Raw genomic sequence first — 18,204 nt, forward strand, 5'->3', positions numbered from 1 at the left:
CGGCGATGACTCGGCTCAGTGGCTTGGCCGCGCTTATCGGACTAGGCATCGCGCTGGCCGGGGCACCGGCCGCGCACGCAGACACCGTCGTCATCTGCCAGTTCAGCGTGGCCAAGCCGTTCGTCTACTCGGTCAACGGGGCCGACTACATGGGCAGCCGCGTCGACGTCAGCGATTGCCGGACCGATCTTCCCGGCACGCCATTGACCCTGCAGATGCACCTGACCGCCTCTGGCGCGCCGCTGGAGCTGGCCGGCCCGTCGCACACCCTCACCTACACCGAGACTCGTGCGGTGCACACCGAGGACAGCTTCTCAGTCGCGTTTCCCAACGACGACCGGCTGATGCCGCTGTACCCGGGCGTCTACGGCGCGAAGATGTCGGCGCGCACCGATCTTTCGGGCCAGCCACGCGCCGAAGACCCGGAATTCTCGGACTACCAGTGCAGCACCTGGGACTTCCCGGGGATGACATGCGCGCCGGCGACCCACATCTGAACAAACCCGCAACCTGCGAGCCTTATCCTGTCTTGTCATGGCGACCGCGAAAGTCGAGCGACTACTCAATCTCGTCATCGCGTTGCTGGCCACCCGCAGCTACCTCACCGCCGAGAAGATCCGGACCACCGTTGTCGGCTACGGCGACAGCCCCAGTGACGACGCGTTCTCGCGGATGTTCGAGCGCGACAAGAACGAGCTCCGTGACCTGGGCATTCCGCTGGAGACCGGCAAAGTATCGGGGTTCGACACGGTGGAGGGCTACCGGATCAATCCCGACACCTACGCCCTGCCGGCCATCGACCTGACCCGCGAAGAGGCCGCCGCGGTCGCGGTGGCGGTCCAGCTGTGGCAGTCCCCGGAATTGCGCGCCAACGCCGAGGGCGCGGTCGCCAAACTGCATGCCGCCGGTGTCGAGGTAGACCCGAATCAGGCCGATGTCCTGGTGGCGCCGCCGACGGCGCTGCCGGGCATGCACCGCGCCGAACCGGCGCTGGGTGCCTTGATGGATGCCGTGCAGGCGGGGCAGGCCGTGCAATTCGAGCACCGCCCCTCGCCGGTCGAGCCGTATGTCACCCGCACCATCGAGCCATGGGGAGTGGTCACGCACGCCGGACGCTGGTATGTGGTGGGCCACGATCGCGACCGCAACGCGGTACGCACCTTCCGGATATCGAGGATCGCGCCGCAGGTTCGTCCGATCGGCCCGACCGACGCCGTCACCCGCCCCGACACCGCCGATCTGCGCGCGATCGTCGCCGACGCCGTCGGCGATGCGCCCAGCGGAGTGCAGGCCCGCATCTGGGTCGCCGACGGCCGCGCGGTGGCGCTGCGCCGGGCCGGCACGGTACTGAGCCGAGAGACCCTGGCCGGCCGTGACGGCGACATCATCGGCGTCGACATGGGAACTCATGACCGGCTGGCCCGCGAGATCGCCGGCTACGGGGCCGATGCCGTCGTCGTAGACCCGCCGTCGCTGCGCGACGACGTGGTGGCGCGGCTGAGTGCTCGTGTGGGGGAGGTGCCGGTGTGACGCAGCTGTCGAAACGCCTGGTCCGGCTGCTGAACATGGTGCCGTATCTGAAGGCCCGGCCCGGGATCAGCAAGGAACAGGCCGCCGCCGAGCTCGGCGTGAGCCTGAGCCAGTTGCAGAACGATCTGGAACAGCTGGTGATGTGCGGCCTGCCGGGCTACGGGCCCGGCGAGCTGATCGACGTGACGTTCTACGAAGACCGCCTGGACGTGTTCGAGTCCGCCGGAGTGGATCGGCCGCTGCGCCTGACGTCGCGGGAGGCCACGGCCATGCTGATGGCGTTGCGCACCCTGGTCGATATGCCCGGCATCGTCGACCCGCGGGCCGCCCGCAGCGCGATCGCCAAGGTCGAGGAGGCCGCCGGAGCCGCGGCACCGGCGGCGCCCGCCTCCGCCACGCACGACGAGTCGGCCGCCGACGTGGTCCGCGACGGCGTCCAGCGACACCGCGCGCTGGCCATCGACTACTACGCCGCTTCGCGGGACAGCGTGTCGCAGCGGATCGTCGATCCGATCCGGGTGGTGTTGATCGGCGCGCACAGCTACCTGGAGGCGTGGAGCCGCGAGTCCGAGGGGGTGCGACTGTTCCGGTTCGACCGCATCGACGGCGCCCAGCTGCTCGACGAGCCGTCGGCGCCGCCGGAGCCGGCACGCCAGGCCGAAACCGACACCTCGCTGTTCGACGCCGACCCGTCGCTGCCGGTCGCCATCGTGCGGGTGGCGCCCTCGGCGGCGTGGATGTTCGAGTACTACCCGATGCAGGCCCTCGGCGAGCTGGCCGACGGCTGGCGTGAAGCCCAGTTGACGTACGCCTCGGAGGAGTGGCTGATCCGACTGCTGCTGGGCATGGGCGACGAGGTGCAGGTCATGGCGCCCGAATCGGTGGTGGCCGGGGTACGCCAGGCCTCGATAGCCGCGCTGGCGATGTATGAGCAGGTACGCCCTTGACGCTGTACAGCGTCGGAGCCCTGGTCGCCGACATCGCCTTCCTGGCCCTGATGGCAGGAGTGGTGGTGGGTATCGTTTTCCTGCTCAAGGCCAAGGCGAAGTCCGCTGGTCAATCACCGATCGCGCCGAACTGGTATCCCGACCCGGCTGACCCGGAGCGGCTGCGCTATTTCGATGGGCACAGCTGGACGGGGGCCACCCGGCCACGGGATGAACCGCCGGGTTGATGCGGCGGTTCCAGCTTCGCCTCTCCTTCGTCGAGCCTCGCTGAACCGCCGGGCTAAGGAGCTGCGGTAGCATCGTGGCGACGTCTGGAGGTAACCAAAGTGAACGCTTTAGGACCGTCGCACCTGGCGATCCTCGCCGTCGCCGTGATCATTCTCTTCGGCGCCAAGCGACTGCCCGATGCAGCACGCTCGCTCGGTAAGTCGCTGCGCATCTTCAAGTCCGAGGTCCGCGAGCTGCAGAGCGAGAGCAAGCCGGATTCGACTGCCACCTCGACCACCGTCCAGTCCGAGCGGGTCGATCCGCCGGCGGCCGGCGGCCAGTCGGCGTAACCCGGTCCCGCCGTCGCGGCGACCGCGCCCCATTCGACTGTGCGCACGTTCGGAGTTCTGCGGCGGCTGGATCCCCGTCAGCGGCGCAGCCGCACCAATCCCGACGGGACGATGTCTCTTGTCGATCACCTGCGGGAGTTACGTACCCGGCTGCTGATCTCGATGGCGGCGATCGTGCTGACCACGATCGTCGGCTTCGTCTGGTACACCCAGCCGCTCTTTGGGCTGGAAAGCCTTGGCGAGTGGCTGCGGCACCCCTACTGCGAGCTGCCGGCCTCGGCGCGTGCGTCGATCGCGCCCGACGGGCAGTGCCGGCTGCTGGCCACTGCGCCGTTCGACCAGTTCATGCTGCGGCTCAAGGTGGGGTTGGCCGCCGGAATCGTGCTGGCCTGCCCGGTCTGGTTCTACCAACTGTGGGCGTTCATCACTCCCGGGCTCTACCGCAAGGAACGGCGATTCGCGGTGGTGTTCGTCGTCTCGGCGGCCGTGCTGTTCGTCACCGGCGCCATCCTGGCCTATTTGGTGTTGGCCAAGGCGCTCGGATTTCTGCTGACAGTCGGCAGCGACGTCCAGGTGACCGCCTTGTCCGGCGATCGCTATTTCGGGTTCCTGTTGAACCTGCTGGTGGTGTTCGGGATCAGCTTCGAGTTCCCGCTGCTGATCGTGATGCTCAACATGGTTGGCGTGATCAGTTACGCCCGGCTCAAGGAATGGCGGCGTGGGCTGATCTTCGCGATGTTCGTGTTCGCCGCGTTCTTCACCCCGGGCTCGGACCCGTTCTCGATGATCGTGCTGGGTAGCACGCTGACGCTGTTGCAGGAGTTCGCCATCCAGATCGCCCGGCTGCATGACAGGCGCAAGGCCAAGCGGGAGGCGGCCACCGCGCTCGGCGACGACGAAGCCTCGCCCATCGAAGCGCCCACACCGGTTACCGCGCCGCATGATTAGTCCCGTCTTCCCGCGTGGTTGGGGCGCCCCCCGTTTTCCCGCGAGGGAGCGTGTTTGTACGGCGACACACCGGTGTGGCTGTACAACTGTGCACGCTCACCGGACCTCGGCACGCAACCTCGACGGCTCGCCGGCATGACTGAGCTGAGTCGGTTCACCGCGGAACTGCCCTTCGGGCTGGACGGCTTTCAGCGTCGGGCTTGCGAGGCCCTGCAGGACGGCCGGGGAGTGCTGGTGTGTGCTCCCACCGGCGCCGGCAAGACCGTCGTCGGCGAGTTCGCGGTCCACCTGGCGCTGGCCGGCGGCGGAAAATGCTTCTACACCACGCCGATCAAGGCGCTGAGCAACCAGAAGCACACCGATCTGGTGGCCCGCTACGGCAAGGACCGGGTGGGACTGTTGACCGGCGACCTGTCCATCAATTCGAATGCGCCGGTGGTGGTGATGACCACCGAGGTGCTGCGCAACATGTTGTACGCGAATTCTCCTGCACTGCACGGCCTTTCCCACGTCGTCATGGACGAGGTGCACTTCCTGGCGGACCGGATGCGCGGCGCGGTGTGGGAGGAGGTCATCCTGCACCTGCCCGAGGAGGTGCGGCTGGTCAGCCTGTCGGCGACGGTCAGCAACGCCGAGGAATTCGGCGGCTGGATTCAGACGGTGCGCGGCGACACCTCCGTCGTGGTCGACGAACATCGCCCGGTGCCGTTGTGGCAGCACATGATGGTCGGCAAACGGCTCTTCGATCTGTTCGAATCCCGACCAGATTCCGACGCCCGCGCCGCCGGGGGCCGGCCGCGCGTCGCCCCCGAGTTGCTGCGCCACATCGCCCATCGCCGAGAAGCAGACCGGCTTACTGACTGGGGCAGCACCCGGCGACCACGGCACGGTGGCTCCGGCCGGACAGACCGGCCGACGTACCGACCGCCGATGCGTCCGGACGTGATCGCGGTCCTGAACTCCGCGGGTCTGCTGCCGGTGATCACCTTCGTGTTCTCCCGGGCCGGCTGCGACGCCGCGGTCAAGCAGTGTCTGCGCTCCCCGCTGCGGCTGACCACCGAATCCGAACGGGCCCGCATCGCCGAGGTGATCGACCATCGCTGCGGCGACCTGGCCGACGACGATCTGGACGTGCTGGGTTACTACGAATGGCGCGAGGGGCTGCTGCGTGGCCTGGCCGGCCATCACGCCGGAATGCTGCCGGTGTTTCGCCACACCGTCGAAGAGCTGTTCGCCGCGGGTTTGGTCAAGGCGGTGTTCGCCACTGAAACCCTGGCGCTGGGCATCAACATGCCGGCCCGCACGGTGGTGCTCGAACGGCTGGTGAAGTTCAACGGTGAGCAGCACGCCGCGCTGACACCGGGGGAGTACACCCAGCTGACCGGCCGGGCCGGCCGGCGCGGCATCGACGTCGAGGGCCACGCAGTGGTGCTGTGGCACCCCGGAGAGAGCACCGCCGACCCCGACCAGGTAGCCGGGCTGGCATCCACCCGTACGTTCCCGTTGCGCAGTTCCTTCGCGCCCTCGTACAACATGACGATCAACCTGGTTCAGCACATGGGGCCCGAGCAGGCCCACCAGCTGCTGGAGCAGTCATTCGCCCAGTTCCAGGCCGACCGGTCCGTCGTCGGCCTGGTGCGCAGCGCCGAGCGCGGTGAGCGCACCCTCGATGAGATCGCTGCCGACTTCGGCGGACGCGACTCGGCGGTGCTCGACTACGCCAGGCTGCGGGCGAAGATCTCCGAACGCGAACGCGCCCAGGCCCGAGCCTCGCGCCTGCAGCGGCGGCGGGCGGCCAGTGATGCGTTGGCTGCGCTGCGCCGAGGCGACATCATCAACCTCAGCCACGGCCGCCGTGGAGGATTGGCGGTGGTGCTGCAGGCCGACCGGGACTCCGATGAACCGCGGCCGCTGGTGCTCACCGAGCATCGCTGGGCCGGCCGCATCTCCTCGGCCGACTACTCGGGCGCTGTTCCGCCGATCGGCACTATGAGCTTGCCCAAGCGGGTGGAGCACCGCCAGCCGCGGGTGCGCCGCGACCTGGCCTCGGCACTGCGATCGGCCGCCGCGGGCCTCGATGTACCCAGCTCACGCAAGCGCCGCGGCGACGCAGAAGACGGACCGGTGGATCCGGAGCTGGCGGCACTGCGCCAGCACATGCGCGACCACCCCGTTCACGATGCGCCGGATCGCGAAGCCCAGGTGCGGGTCGCCGAGCGCTACCTGCGGGTGGAGAACGACAACGCACTGTTGCGCAGAAAGGTCGAGGCCGCCACCAATTCGCTGGCGCGTACCTTCGACCGGATCGTCGGGCTGCTGTCTGAACGCGGCTTCATCGCAGACGCCGCGGGCGAGGGCGATCCCAAGGTCACCGACGACGGCCGGATGTTGGCCCGGATCTACAGCGAGAGCGACCTTTTGGTTGCCGAGTGCCTGCGTACTGGGGCGTGGCAGAACCTCAAGCCTCCGGAACTGGCTGCGGTGGTCTCCGCGGTGCTCTACGAGACGCGCGGTGCTGACGGCCCCGGCGGACCGCCGACCCTGCAGGCGCCCACTGAGGCGGTGCGCCGGGCACTGCAACAGACCCGCAAACTCTCGGCGGCATTGCGGGCCGACGAGCGCCGGCATGGCATCAACCCGACCCGGGAACCCGACGATGGGTTCGTCGCCGCGGTCTACCGATGGGCCCGCAGCGGCGACCTGGCTTCGGCACTGGCCGCATCGGACGCCGCCGGCGGGGGCACGCCGCTGTCGGCGGGTGATTTCGTGCGCTGGTGCCGACAGGTACTCGACCTGCTGGATCAGCTGCGCAACGCGGCGCCCAGTCCGGAGTTGCGGGCCACAGCAAAACAGGCGATCGACACGGTTTTGCGCGGGGTCGTTGCCGTAGACGCCGGGTAGGCTGGTCCGGGCGCTACGGTGGAGAGCCGGCGGTGATCAGCACCCGCTACGTGAGAGGACTTGAGGAACAACGATGAGCGGACCGCAGGGATACGACCCGACGCAGCCGTGGCAGCCTCAGCAGCCCGGACAGCCCGAGGACCAGGGCACCGGACAGGGTCCCGCAACCGGCGCTGAGCAGCAGTGGCAGCCTCCGGCCTACACGCCGCAGCAGTACCCTCAGTACCCCCAGCAGGGCGCGTATCCGTCGGCGCCGCAGCAGTATCCCGGCTACCCGCAGCCCGAGCAGTACGGCCAGCCGGGCCAATACGGTCAGCCCGGCCAGTACGGTCAGCCGTCGCCGTATGGTCAGCCCGGCCAGTATGGCCAGCCGGGGCAGTACGGTCAGCCGGGACAGTACGGCCAGTACCCGCAGCAGCCGGGCCAGTACCCGGCGCCGGGCACCGCGACCAAGCGTCCTTCCGGAATGGTCAGTACGGTGCTCGCCGGGTGCGTGGGCATTGCGGTCCTGGTGCTGCTGGTGCTGGGATTCTGGAAGCCTGGCTTCTTCGTGACCACCAAGCTCGACATCGACAAGGCCCAGGAAGGCGTGCAGCAGATCCTGGCCGACCAGACCAATGGCTACGGCGCCAAGAACGTCAAGGACGTCCGCTGCAACAACGGACAGAGCCCGGTGGTCAAGCAGGGCGACACCTTCAACTGCGAGGTCAGCATCGACGGGACCAAGCGTCAGGTGACCGTCACCTTCCAGGACAACTCGGGCACCTACGAGGTCGGCCGGCCCAAGTAGGCCGGGCTGGCCTAATCCGGCAGGGCGTCGAGCGCCCGCTGGAGCCGCGTGATCGAAGAGCCGACGCCCAGGCGCTGCGCCAGTTCGGCGACCCGCGCCGGGTCGGCGGCCACCCGCGGCAGGGTGTCCGACGGTGTCGACAGGGTGACCGGTGCGTCGGTGGCCACGCGTACCACCGGACCGGCAGCCTTGATGTAGTCCTGCCCGGCCTGCAGTTTGGCCCGAACTCCCTTAGCCATAGGCGATCCCGGGTCAGCGGCCGCGGCCAGCGCCGCCGCCAGCGAGCCATACTGGGTCAACAGGCCGGCCGCCGTCTTCTCGCCGATGCCGGCAACCCCGGGCAACCCATCGGAGGGGTCGCCGCGCAGCAACGCCATTTCTGCGTAGGCAGCGCCGGCCCGCTCCGGCGGCAGGCTGTAGCGTTCGGCCACTTCGTCCGGGCCGAACAGCGTCGCTTTGGCCAGGCCCTGGCCCAGGTAAAGCACCGACACCGGGACCGGCTGGTCTGTGACCACCTGAAGCAGGTCGCGGTCGCCGCTGACGACGATCACCGGGTCCTGACGCTCGGCGGCGGCCAAGGTGCCCAGCACGTCGTCGGCCTCGAAGTCGGGCGCCCCGCCCGTGGCGATCCCGAACGCGTCGAGCAACTCGGCGATCATCTCGACCTGCGGACTCAGCTCGTCGGGCACCTCTTCGACATCGGAGTCGTCGGGTACTTCTTCGGCCACCCGGTGGGCCTTGTAGGACGGGATCAGCGCCACGCGCCACTGCGGCCGCCAGTCCAGATCCAGGCAGACCACCAGTCGTCCGGGGCTCTGACGGGTGATCAGGGTGGCCACCGAGTCGAAGAACCCGCGCACCGCGTTCACCGGCCGGCCGTCGGGTGCGGTGATCGAGGACGGCACCCCGAAGTACGAGCGAAACCACATACTGGCACCGTCGAGCAGCAACACGGGAGCAGTCATGGGTGCCAGCCTATTTCCCGCCCGATAGCCTGATGTGCGTGACTTCCCGGTTCGAAAGCAGTGTCTACTCTCACCGATTGAGCGCCGCGGCCGCAGCCGCCGCGAATGCCGGCCTGGCCGGCCTGGTGATCACGCCCGGCTACGACCTGCGCTACCTGATCGGGTCGCGGGCCCAGACTTTCGAGCGCCTCACCGCGCTGGTGCTGCCGGTCACGGGTGCGCCCACCATGGTGGTCCCGCGGCTGGAGCTGGCGGCGCTGCGCGAATCCGCGGTGGCCGACCTGGGGGTGGCGGTGCGCGACTGGGTCGACGGCGAGGACCCCTATCGCATGGTGGGCGAGGCCCTGGGCGGTGCAGCTTCGTCGGCGGTCGCTGTCACCGACTCGATGCCCGCTCTGCACCTCTTACCGCTGGTCGATGTGCTCGGAACAACGCCCGTGTTGGCGACCGGAGTGCTTCGTGATCTGCGAATGATCAAGGACCCCAGCGAGATCGATGCCCTCCGCAAGGCCGGCGCCGCGATAGACCGGGTGCACGCCCGGGTGCCGGAGTTCTTGATCCCGGGCCGCACCGAAGCCGACGTCGCCGCCGATATCGCCGAAGCGATCGTGGCCGAAGGACATTCGGAGGTGGCCTTCATCATCGTGGGTTCGGGGCCACACGGCGCCGACCCGCACCACGAGTGCTCCGAGCGAGTGCTGCAAGCCGGAGACATCGTGGTCGTCGACATCGGCGGCCCGGTCGAGCCCGGATACAATTCCGACTCGACCAGAACCTACAGCCTGGGGGAGCCCAATCCCGAGGTAGCACAACATTATTCGGTGCTGCAGAAGGCGCAGCGCGCCGCGGTTGCCAGTGTTCGCCCGGGCGTGACGGCGCAACAGGTCGATGCGGCGGCGCGCGATGTGCTGGCCGAGGCCGGCCTGGCCGAATACTTTGTGCACCGCACCGGGCACGGCATCGGCCTGTCGGTGCACGAGGAGCCCTATATCGTTGCCGGCAATGACGAGGCGCTCCGCGCGGGGATGGCGTTCTCGGTCGAGCCCGGTATCTACTTCCCCGGCAAGTGGGGCGCCCGGATCGAAGACATCGTGATCGTCACCGCCGACGGCGCGGAGTCACTGAACGACCAGCCGCACGACCTGGTGGTGGTACCGGTCGGCTGACTACCGGTTGCCGCGGTCGAGCAGATCGGCAGAGCCCAGCACGCGTTCCACCTGCACTTCGATCACCACACGCTGCGGATTCACCCGCGGTGTGCGGTAGCGCTGGGCGTAACGCAGCTCGGCGTCACGAACCGCTGCGGGGGTGTCGTTGACGGTGGCGCTGCCTTCCAGCGAGAGCCAGCGCGCCCCGTCGACTTGGCTCAGCACGGCGACCCCGGCTCGTTCGGCGTTGACCGCCTTCTGCGAACCGCCGGTGGTGATCACGCGGGCGATATGGGTCTTCGGGTCGAAGGTGAAACCCACGGCGACCACGTGCGGCGAATTATCGGCCCGCAGCGTGGTCAGCATCGCCAGGTGGCGTTCGGTGAGAAACGCCAACGCGTCACTGGTCAGTCGAGTCGTCGCGTTCGCCATCACCGCCCACGCTAGCGCAGGCGATAATCTCAGCCGTGAACGACACGGTTGACGGGCCGGTAGTGATTTTCGGCGGACGCAGTGAGATCGGCCTCGAACTGGCGCGGCAGCTCGCGCCGGGGGCGACGGTGGTACTGGCGGCACGCTCCGCCGATCGGCTCGACGCCGAGGTCGCCGCGGTGCGCGCCGCGGGCGCTGTCGCGGTGCACGCGAAAGAGTTCGATGCCGACGACTTGGCCGGCCACGGCCCTCTGGTGGCGGCACTGATCGCCGAGCATGGCCCGATAGGTATCGCCGTGTTGGCGTTCGGCGTCCTGGGCGATCAGACCCGCGCGGAGTCGGATGCGGCGCACGCGGTGGCCATCGTGCACACCGACTACGTCGCCCAGATCAGTTTGCTCACTCACCTGGCGGCGGCCATGCGCACCGCCGGCCGGGGCCACATGGTGGTGTTCTCCTCGGTGGCTGGAGTGCGGGTGCGACGGGCCAACTACGTCTACGGTTCGGCCAAGGCCGGTCTCGAGGGTTTCGCCAGCGGACTTGCCGACGCGCTGCACGGCACGGGTGTGGGTCTGCTGATCGTGCGGCCCGGTTTCGTCGTTGGCCGGATGACCACCGGCATGGACCCCGCGCCGCTGGCGAGCACCCCGCAGCAGGTGGCGCTGGCGGCGTCCCGGGCCCTGCGCAAGGGCAGCCGCACGGTGTGGGTGCCGTGGGCCCTGCGCCCGTTGTTCGCCACGCTGAGACTGTTGCCGCAAGCCGTCTGGCGCCGGATGCCGCGTTAACAAGCCAGAGCCCGGCGCAAAGCCACTACGGGGCTTACGTAGGATGTCACGCAACAGGAGATTCCCAGGTTGTGGGAATATCCGAAGAATTTCTGTACAGTTTTCTAACGCCTTCCCGCCCGACAGGACTAGAGTCTAAAACCATGGACGATCGTAAAAAGGATCCGTCGGTCGTGCTGCCCTACCTGGTCGGTAGGCCACTTCCGGCGACCGAGGTATACGAGGCCTTCGGCTACCGAAAGTCGGCCTATTACAAGGCTGCACATGAGGGACGCTTGATCACCGCCGACAACCTGATCCGGGTGGCCACCCACTTCGGCTTGAACGCGGTTGATCTGCTGGTCCGCTACGGCCTGATCACCGTCGATGCCGTGGCCGCCTTCGTCGATGCCGAGCAGCCGAAATCCGAGCTGCCCAAGCTCGCCGACTTGCATCCCATCGCGAGCCGCCCACCGCTGTAGCCGTTCGGCTGTTCGGCGGGCGCACGTTGTGCAGGTACGCAGGCTCCGGGGCTCGGGGCGGGTAGGTTCGCGGTCATGGCCCCCACTTTCGCCCAGATCGCCAAGTCCGACTATTTGCTGCTGACCACGTTCACCAAAGATGGCCGGCCCAAGCCGACACCGGTGTGGGCCGCGGCCGACGGTGACCGACTGCTGGTGATCACCCAGGAGTCGTCCTGGAAGGTCAAGCGAATTCGCAATACCCCGCGGGTGACGCTGGCGGTCTGCGATGTGCGGGGACGCCCCAAAGGCGAGGCGATCGAGGCCGTCGCCACGGTGTTGGACAAGTCGCACAACGGCGCCGTCTACGCGGCGATCGGCAAGCGCTACAAGCTCATTGGCCCGGTGTTCAACTTCTTCAGCAAGCTGCGCGGCGGCATGCGCACCAATGTCGGGCTGGCGTTGACCCCGGCCGACGACGCTGCCGGGGTGTGATCGACTGGGTCACATATAATGGACTTTGCTCATTGAAATGAGCATTGTTGGATCGGAACCTCGACCTCTTAGGAGCCACCATGGCCACCGTCACTTCCGATCAGATCCTGGGTGACATCGTCACCGCCGACCCGTCGTCCACTCGCATCCTGAGCCGGTTCGGGATCGATTTCTGCTGCCACGGTCAACGCACCCTGGGCGCGGCGTGCGCCGCCGACGGCGTCGACGCCGACGAACTGCTGGCCGCGCTCAACGCCACCGCACCCGGCCGGCCGGCCGACTGGGCCGAGTACGACGACACCTCGCTGATCGCCCACATTGTCAGCACCCACCACCGATTCCTGTGGGACGAGTTCCCGCGGTTGGCGGAGTTGGTGGACAAGGTGGCGCGGGTGCACGGTCCCAACCACGCCGAGCTGCTGCGGGTCCGCGACGTGTTCCATCAGCTCCGCGGCGGCATGGAGCCACACCTGCGCACCGAAGAGACGCTGTTGTTCCCCGAGATCAGCCTGCACGCGGGGCGCCCGGACCGCCCGCTGCCCGACGAGGTGCGCACCGAACTGGCCGAGAACCAGCAGGAGCACGACAACGCCGGTCATCTGCTGGCCGAACTGCGTGAGCTCACCGACGGTTACACCGTCCCGGCGGACGCCTGCGCCAGCTACACCGCGATGCTGGCCGGCCTGGCGGACCTGGAGTCCGACATCCATCTGCACGTGCACAAGGAGAACAACGTGCTGTTCCCGCGGGTGCTCGCGGCGGCCGGCGGTCCGGGCTGACCTTTCACGATTCGGCGCGCAAATGCTCGCCGAAGAAGCCGAAGACGCGTTGCCAGGCATCGTCGGTCGCCGCCTCGTTGTAGCCGAAGCCGGCGATGCGGATCAGCGGCTGTGCCGGCAGCTCGTTGGCGAAGCTGTGGCCCGCTCCGGGGTAGACCTTGATGTCGTGTGCGATGGCCTTGTCCTCGACCACCCGGCGTAGCCGGTCGGCGGCACCGCGGCCCATCGGGTCGCGGCCCCCGAAACTGGCCACGATCGGGCAGGCGCCGTCGAGGGTCTGCTCGAGGTGGCGGGGCAGCGGCACACCGTAGAACGGCGCGGAGGCCCCGAATCCCTTGGGCGCCAGGATCAACGCAAATTGGCCGCCCATGCAGAAGCCGGCGATACCGACCGCACCCGAGCACTCCGGCATGCCCAGCAGGTGGTCACGAGCGGCCAGGATGTCATCGAGAGCGCGACCGCGCTGGGTGAGCAGCTCGCGGAACACCCTGGTGATACAGCGCGCCCGGCCGCCCCGGGAGTACAGGTTCGGTGACAGGGCCAGATAGCCCGCTCCCGCGACACGTTCGGAGATGGCCTGCATGTCCCTGCCGTAGCCGATCGCGTCGTGAATCACCACCACTCCGGGCCACGGCCCTGGTCCAGCCGGAACATCGAGAAGCGCATCGATGGGGCCGGCGGGTGCCTCGAGGTGGATCGTCGTCATCGCCTCAGTATTGCCGTTTCGGCACATCACCGCGACGGGCTGGAACCACATCACCGGCCCGAGCGTTGGAGATGGCATGGTGAGCGGTGTGCTGCGGATCTTCGGTCTCTACGCCCTGGTCGAGGTGGCGGCGGTTGCCGCGTTGATCTGGACGATCGGATTCGGCTGGACGACGTTGTTGCTGCTGGGCACCTTCCTGGCCGGACTGGTGCTGGCGAGCGGACAGATCAGGCGCCAGATCCGCCGCCTGCGCAAGCCCGCAGACCCGGGTGTTCTGGCCGACAGCGGGCTGGTCACGGCCGGCACCGTGCTGGTACTCGTTCCGGGACCGGTGACCTCGATGGTGGGTCTGCTGCTGTTGGCGCCCCCGACCCGGGCCGCCGCCCGCCCGCTGCTGGCGGCGGTGGCGGCCACCGCGCTGGGCAGGCATGCCCCGCTGGTGGCTGCGGCGTCGGTCGGCCGGCAGTGGTACACCACCCGACGCGCGCCCGGGAGCGCAGCCGAGTACATCGACGCCGAGTTCATGGATGTCACCGACGTCGGTGACGCAGGGCAGCGCGCTCTTCCGGTCGGCTGACCCGCAGTCTGCGCCAACCCGTACTTTCTACGACGTGACCGTTGTGACCGGCAGGCCTGCCTCCTTACTGTTCGGCGGGCGAATCCACAGCCCGAGTCATCCCGACGCCACCGCGATGGCGGTCCGGGACGGCGTGGTGGCCTGGCTGGGCAGCGACGACGTCGGCCGTGAGCAGTTCCCGCAGGCCGAGGTGGTCGAACTCGACGGCGCGCTGGTGACACCGGCATTCGTGGACAGCCATGTCCACCTCACCGAGACCGGGCTGTGCCGCATCGGGCTGGACCTTCGGCCGGCGACCTCGGCGCAGCACTGCCTGCAACTGATCGCCGACTACGCCGCAGCCCATCCCGGCGAGCCGATCCGCGGACACGGCTGGGATGAATCCGGCTGGCCCGACGGCCGTGCCCCCGACACCGCGGCCATCGACGCTGTGGTGGGGGATCGACCCGCATACCTCTCTCGCGCCGACGTCCACTCCGCGCTGGTCTCGACCGCGTTGCGCAAGCTGGTGCCGGAATTACCGGCCGGAATCGACGCTGCCGCCCCGCTGTCCGGCGACGCCCACCACCGGGTCCGTGCCGTGGCCGGCGGCCTGCTCACCGCCGCGCAGCGCGCCGAGGCCCGGGTGGCTGCGCTGGATGCCGCCGCCGCTGCCGGGATCGTCGCGGTCCACGAATGCGCCGGCCCCGACATCGGGGGCCTCGACGACTGGCGCGAGCTACGAGCCCTCAGCGAAGGCGGTCACGGCGTCGAGATCGTCGGCTACTGGGGCGAAGCGGTCACCAGCGCCGCCCAGGCCCGCGAGTTGATCGCCGACACCGGCGCGCGCGGGCTCGGCGGCGATCTGTTCGTCGATGGGGCGTTGGGTTCGCACACCGCCTGGCTTCACGAGCCCTACGCCGACGCAGCCGGCTGTACCGGGGTGTGCCACTTGGACGTCGACGCGGTCACCGCCCACCTATGGGCCTGCACCGAGGCGGAGGTGACCGCCGGATTCCACGTGATCGGCGACGCCGCGGTCGCTGCGGTGGTTGCGGCACTGGAACAGGTGGTGGAGAGGTTCGGGGTGCCCGCGGTGGCCCGCTGCGGGCACCGGCTGGAGCACGTGGAGATGGTCAGCGCCGAACAGGCCGCCAAGCTGGGCTCGTGGGGCGTGATCGCCAGCATGCAGCCGGCTTTCGATGCGCTGTGGGGCGGCGAAAACGGCATGTACGCCCAGCGCCTGGGCGCCGAGCGAGCCGCCGGGCTGAACCCGTTCGCGCTGTTAGCATCCCAAGGCGTGCCTCTCGCGTTCGGTTCCGACAGTCCGGTGACCGCACTGGATCCGTGGGCTGCCGTGCGCGCAGCCGCACACCACCGCACCCCGGGCAGTGCGATATCGATGCGCGCGGCTTTCGCCGCATCGACGCGCGGTGGCTGGCGAGCCGCGGGTATCAACGACGGCCTCACCGGGACTCTGGTGGCCGGTGCCCCCGCGTCCTACGCGGTCTGGGAGACCAGCACGCTGGCCGTCGAGGCGCCGCGCGACACCGTTCAGCGGTGGTCGACCGATCCGCGGGCACGGGTGCCCGCGCTGCCGGTGCTCGAGCCGGGCGCCGGCCCCCGCTGCCGTCGCACGGTGCACCGTGGGGAGGTCCTGCATGGCTGAGACCACGGACGAACCGGCTGCCGAGACCCCCGCGGACCTGGCCGGCGACCTTCCCACCGAACCGGCCGGTGACGTTCCCACCGACCCGGAGGGTGACGTTCCCACCCACCCGTCCCGCACCGGGCCGAATCGGCTGGAACGGTTGGGCATCGCCGCGGCCGATCGCTGGGCGCAGCTGGCCGCATCGGTGGCTGCGGGCATGTTGTTGCGTTCTAGCTTCCCCCCGCTGAACTGGTGGTGGGCCGCGATTGTGGCGTTCGCGCTGCTGGGCTGGGTGCTCGTTCGCCGAGAGACCACCGTCGCCGGGGGTTTCGGATACGGCCTGCTGTGCGGCCTGGCGTTCTATCTCCCGCTGCTGCCGTGGGTGGGCGGGCTGGTGGGCCCGCTGCCCTGGCTGATGCTGGCGTTGATGTGTGCGCTGTTTCCCGCCCTGTTCGGGTCGGCGGCGGTCGCAGTGCGCTCCTTGGCCGGCTGGCCGATCTGGTTCGCGCTGCTGTGGGCAGCCCAGGAATGGGCCAAATCGGTGTTCCCGTTCGGTGGGTTCCCTTGGGGGGCGGTGGGGTACGGCCAGACCGCTGGACCGTTGCTGCCGTTGGTCGCACTCGGGGGTGTTCCGCTGTTGTCGACCGGAGTCGCACTGATCGGTTTCGCCGGCACCGCTCTGACGATCGAGATCGTGCGGTGGCTGCGGAAACCACCTGCCTCCGACTCAACCGACGGCCCGCCGGCGGTGCTGGTGCCCGGACTCTGTATCTGCCTGGTGATGTTGACCGCGGTCATGGTGTGGCCGGGGGTGCGCCGTTCCGGCGTGGGCGCCGGCAACGAACCGTCGATCACGGTGGCCGCGGTCCAGGGCAATGTGCCGCGTCTCGGGCTCGACTTCAACGCCCAGCGCCGGGAGGTACTGGACTATCACGTCCGCGAAACCCTGCGGTTGGCAGAGGACGTCGCGGCCGGACGCGTCCCGCAACCACTGTTCGTGGTCTGGCCGGAGAACGCCTCGGACATCGACCCGTTGACCAACATCGATGCCGCCCAGCAGATCACCGTCGCCGCACAAGCAGTCGACGCCCCGATCCTGGTGGGCACGGTGCGCGCCGCGCCCGGCTGGAGCCGGGACAATCCGGTCGCCTCGAATTCGGTGCTGGTGTGGGATCCGCGCACCGGGCCGGGGGAGAGCCACGACAAGCGGATCGTGCAACCGTTCGGTGAGTATCTGCCGTGGCGCGACTTCTTCCGCCACCTGTCCGGTTATGCCGACCGGGCCGGGTATTTCGTTCCCGGGCACGGCAACGGGGTGGTTCATGTCGCCGGCGTCCCGGTCGGGGTGACCACCTGCTGGGAAGTGATCTTCGACCGCGCCCCGCGCCAGTCGGTGCTCGCCGGCGCCCAGATGCTGGCGGTGCCGACCAACAACGCCACCTTCGATCAGACGATGAGCGACCAGCAGCTGGCGTTCGCCAAGGTGCGCGCCGTCGAGCACGACCGCTACGTCGTCGTCGCCGGGACCACCGGGATCAGTGCGGTGATCGCCCCCGACGGCCGTGAACTGGCCCGTACCGCCTTCTTCGAGCCCGCCTACCTCGACAGTCACGTACGGCTCAAGACCGCGCTGACACCGGCGACCCGGTGGGCGCCCATCCTGCAGTGGGTGCTGCTGGGAGCGGCCGTTGCGTCCCTGCTGGCCGCCATACGGCAAAATGGAAACTTCATGCGCGGTCCGATTACGCGACGTCATTTCAAGCGGGGCCGCACCGGCGCCGATGCGGAGAATGGGAGGAGCGGCGCCGATGAGTGAGCGTCCCAGCCTGCACACTCTGGTGGTCATCCCCACCTACAACGAGTTGGAAAACCTGCCGATCATCCTGGACCGGTTACAGCAGGCCCGTGCGGGAGTCCACGTCCTCGTCGTCGACGACGGCAGCCCGGACGGTACCGGAAAGCTGGCTGACGAGCGGGCCGCTGCCGATCCCGCGCACATTCACGTGATGCACCGGACCTCCAAGGCCGGACTGGGCGCGGCCTACCTGGCCGGTTTTGCGTGGGGCCTGGAGCGCAACTACGAGGTGATCGTGGAGATGGATGCCGACGGCAGCCACGCGCCCGAACAGCTCTACCGGTTGCTGGATGCCATCGACGCGGGTGCCGATCTGGCGATCGGATCGCGCTACGTCGATGGCGGGACGGTGCGAAATTGGCCGGTGCGCCGGCTGGTGCTGTCCAAGACCGCCAACACCTATGCGCGCCTGCTTCTGGGCGTCGGAATCCACGACATCACCGCCGGCTACCGCGCCTACCGGCGCGGAGTGCTGGAGAAGATCGGCCTGGACGCGGTCGACTCGAAGGGATACTGCTTCCAGGTCGACCTCACTTGGCGGGCGGTCAACAGCGGATTCACCATCACCGAGGTGCCGATCACGTTCACCGAACGTGAGCTGGGCGTGTCGAAGATGAGCGGCTCCAACATCCGCGAAGCGATGGTCAAGGTCGCGCGGTGGGGGATCGGCGGCCGGGTGAACCGGCTCCGGGGCGCCCGCAGCTAAAACACCGCGGCGC

Annotated in this window: 20 protein-coding genes; 17 read left to right on the forward strand and 3 right to left on the reverse strand. The window is 68.8% G+C overall.

The genetic code is table 11. The features are described 5' to 3' along the window. The first annotated feature begins 5 nt into the window (after window positions 1-5). From ACJH5R_RS06215 to ACJH5R_RS06250, 8 genes are all read left to right on the forward strand, one after another. Window positions 6-497 carry a hypothetical protein gene (locus ACJH5R_RS06215; protein ID WP_406757013.1) on the forward strand — a complete coding sequence of 164 codons (492 nt, stop codon included), beginning with the start codon at window positions 6-8 and terminating at the stop codon, window positions 495-497. Between the two features lie 37 nt (window positions 498-534). Continuing rightward, window positions 535-1,530, forward strand: a complete 996-nt coding sequence (locus ACJH5R_RS06220; RefSeq protein ID WP_406781496.1) for a helix-turn-helix transcriptional regulator — start codon at window positions 535-537, stop codon at window positions 1,528-1,530. After that, window positions 1,527-2,477 carry a helix-turn-helix transcriptional regulator gene (locus ACJH5R_RS06225; RefSeq protein WP_406757015.1) on the forward strand — a complete coding sequence of 317 codons (951 nt, stop codon included), beginning with the start codon at window positions 1,527-1,529 and terminating at the stop codon, window positions 2,475-2,477. The genes ACJH5R_RS06220 and ACJH5R_RS06225 overlap by 4 nt, the downstream gene beginning before the upstream one ends. Then, entirely contained in the window at window positions 2,474-2,704 is a 231-nt protein-coding gene (locus ACJH5R_RS06230) for a DUF2510 domain-containing protein (protein WP_406757016.1), read from the forward strand. The genes ACJH5R_RS06225 and ACJH5R_RS06230 overlap by 4 nt, the downstream gene beginning before the upstream one ends. 99 nt (window positions 2,705-2,803) lie before the next feature. After that, window positions 2,804-3,034 (forward strand): Sec-independent protein translocase subunit TatA, encoded by a 231-nt coding sequence (gene tatA / locus ACJH5R_RS06235; protein ID WP_406757017.1) that lies wholly within the window; start codon window positions 2,804-2,806, stop codon window positions 3,032-3,034. Window positions 3,035-3,073: 39 nt separating this feature from the next. Next, the gene (tatC, locus tag ACJH5R_RS06240) at window positions 3,074-3,982 is read left to right on the forward strand and encodes a twin-arginine translocase subunit TatC (RefSeq protein WP_406757018.1); all 909 of its coding nucleotides are present in this window, start codon (window positions 3,074-3,076) and stop codon (window positions 3,980-3,982) included. Window positions 3,983-4,117: 135 nt separating this feature from the next. Next, window positions 4,118-6,883, forward strand: coding sequence for a DEAD/DEAH box helicase (locus ACJH5R_RS06245; RefSeq protein ID WP_406757019.1), 2,766 nt, complete (start codon window positions 4,118-4,120; stop codon window positions 6,881-6,883). 73 nt (window positions 6,884-6,956) lie between these two features. Continuing rightward, window positions 6,957-7,673 carry a DUF4333 domain-containing protein gene (locus ACJH5R_RS06250; RefSeq protein WP_406757020.1) on the forward strand — a complete coding sequence of 239 codons (717 nt, stop codon included), beginning with the start codon at window positions 6,957-6,959 and terminating at the stop codon, window positions 7,671-7,673. A gap of 11 nt (window positions 7,674-7,684) precedes the next feature. Here ACJH5R_RS06250 and ACJH5R_RS06255 read toward each other — a convergent pair whose 3' ends face one another. Then, window positions 7,685-8,638, reverse strand: a complete 954-nt coding sequence (locus tag ACJH5R_RS06255) for a 5'-3' exonuclease H3TH domain-containing protein (RefSeq protein ID WP_406757021.1) — start codon at window positions 8,636-8,638, stop codon at window positions 7,685-7,687. A 32-nt stretch (window positions 8,639-8,670) separates the two neighbouring features. On the opposite strand from ACJH5R_RS06255, the gene ACJH5R_RS06260 reads away from it, so the two are divergent. Then, window positions 8,671-9,804 carry a M24 family metallopeptidase gene (locus ACJH5R_RS06260; protein ID WP_406757255.1) on the forward strand — a complete coding sequence of 378 codons (1,134 nt, stop codon included), beginning with the start codon at window positions 8,671-8,673 and terminating at the stop codon, window positions 9,802-9,804. On the opposite strand, the gene ACJH5R_RS06265 is transcribed toward ACJH5R_RS06260, so the two are convergent. Continuing rightward, on the reverse strand, window positions 9,805-10,218 hold the full coding sequence (locus ACJH5R_RS06265) for a F420-dependent biliverdin reductase (protein ID WP_406757022.1): 414 nt from the start codon (window positions 10,216-10,218) through the stop codon (window positions 9,805-9,807). It lies immediately after the preceding gene. 35 nt (window positions 10,219-10,253) lie between these two features. Here ACJH5R_RS06265 and ACJH5R_RS06270 point away from each other — a divergent pair, with 35 nt between their 5' ends. From ACJH5R_RS06270 to ric, 4 genes are all read left to right on the forward strand, one after another. Beyond that, a complete protein-coding gene (locus ACJH5R_RS06270) occupies window positions 10,254-11,003 on the forward strand; it encodes an SDR family NAD(P)-dependent oxidoreductase (RefSeq protein WP_406757023.1) in 750 nt (249 codons plus the stop codon). Window positions 11,004-11,146: 143 nt separating this feature from the next. Continuing rightward, entirely contained in the window at window positions 11,147-11,464 is a 318-nt protein-coding gene (locus tag ACJH5R_RS06275; protein WP_406757024.1) for a hypothetical protein, read from the forward strand. 75 nt (window positions 11,465-11,539) lie between these two features. Then, a complete protein-coding gene (locus tag ACJH5R_RS06280) occupies window positions 11,540-11,938 on the forward strand; it encodes a PPOX class F420-dependent oxidoreductase (protein ID WP_406757025.1) in 399 nt (132 codons plus the stop codon). 80 nt (window positions 11,939-12,018) lie between these two features. After that, window positions 12,019-12,717, forward strand: coding sequence for an iron-sulfur cluster repair di-iron protein (gene ric / locus ACJH5R_RS06285; protein WP_406757026.1), 699 nt, complete (start codon window positions 12,019-12,021; stop codon window positions 12,715-12,717). A 4-nt stretch (window positions 12,718-12,721) separates the two neighbouring features. Here the strand turns inward: ric and ACJH5R_RS06290 are convergent, their stop codons facing one another. Continuing rightward, window positions 12,722-13,423 carry a dienelactone hydrolase family protein gene (locus tag ACJH5R_RS06290; protein WP_406757256.1) on the reverse strand — a complete coding sequence of 234 codons (702 nt, stop codon included), beginning with the start codon at window positions 13,421-13,423 and terminating at the stop codon, window positions 12,722-12,724. Between the two features lie 76 nt (window positions 13,424-13,499). On the opposite strand from ACJH5R_RS06290, the gene ACJH5R_RS06295 reads away from it, so the two are divergent. The 4 genes from ACJH5R_RS06295 (at window position 13,500) to ACJH5R_RS06310 (ending at window position 18,191) form a co-directional block, all read left to right on the forward strand. Further along, window positions 13,500-14,000, forward strand: a complete 501-nt coding sequence (locus ACJH5R_RS06295) for an FxsA family protein (protein ID WP_406757027.1) — start codon at window positions 13,500-13,502, stop codon at window positions 13,998-14,000. A 115-nt stretch (window positions 14,001-14,115) separates the two neighbouring features. Next, a complete protein-coding gene (locus ACJH5R_RS06300; RefSeq protein WP_406757257.1) occupies window positions 14,116-15,648 on the forward strand; it encodes an amidohydrolase in 1,533 nt (510 codons plus the stop codon). Then, window positions 15,641-17,446 (forward strand): apolipoprotein N-acyltransferase, encoded by a 1,806-nt coding sequence (lnt, locus tag ACJH5R_RS06305; protein WP_406757028.1) that lies wholly within the window; start codon window positions 15,641-15,643, stop codon window positions 17,444-17,446. The genes ACJH5R_RS06300 and lnt overlap by 8 nt, the downstream gene beginning before the upstream one ends. After that, the gene (locus ACJH5R_RS06310) at window positions 17,439-18,191 is read left to right on the forward strand and encodes a polyprenol monophosphomannose synthase (protein WP_406757029.1); all 753 of its coding nucleotides are present in this window, start codon (window positions 17,439-17,441) and stop codon (window positions 18,189-18,191) included. The genes lnt and ACJH5R_RS06310 overlap by 8 nt, the downstream gene beginning before the upstream one ends. Window positions 18,192-18,204: the final 13 nt, after the last annotated feature.

The sequence above is a fragment of the Mycobacterium sp. SMC-19 genome (assembly GCF_045310815.1).
In the GTDB taxonomy this organism is placed as follows: domain Bacteria; phylum Actinomycetota; class Actinomycetes; order Mycobacteriales; family Mycobacteriaceae; genus Mycobacterium.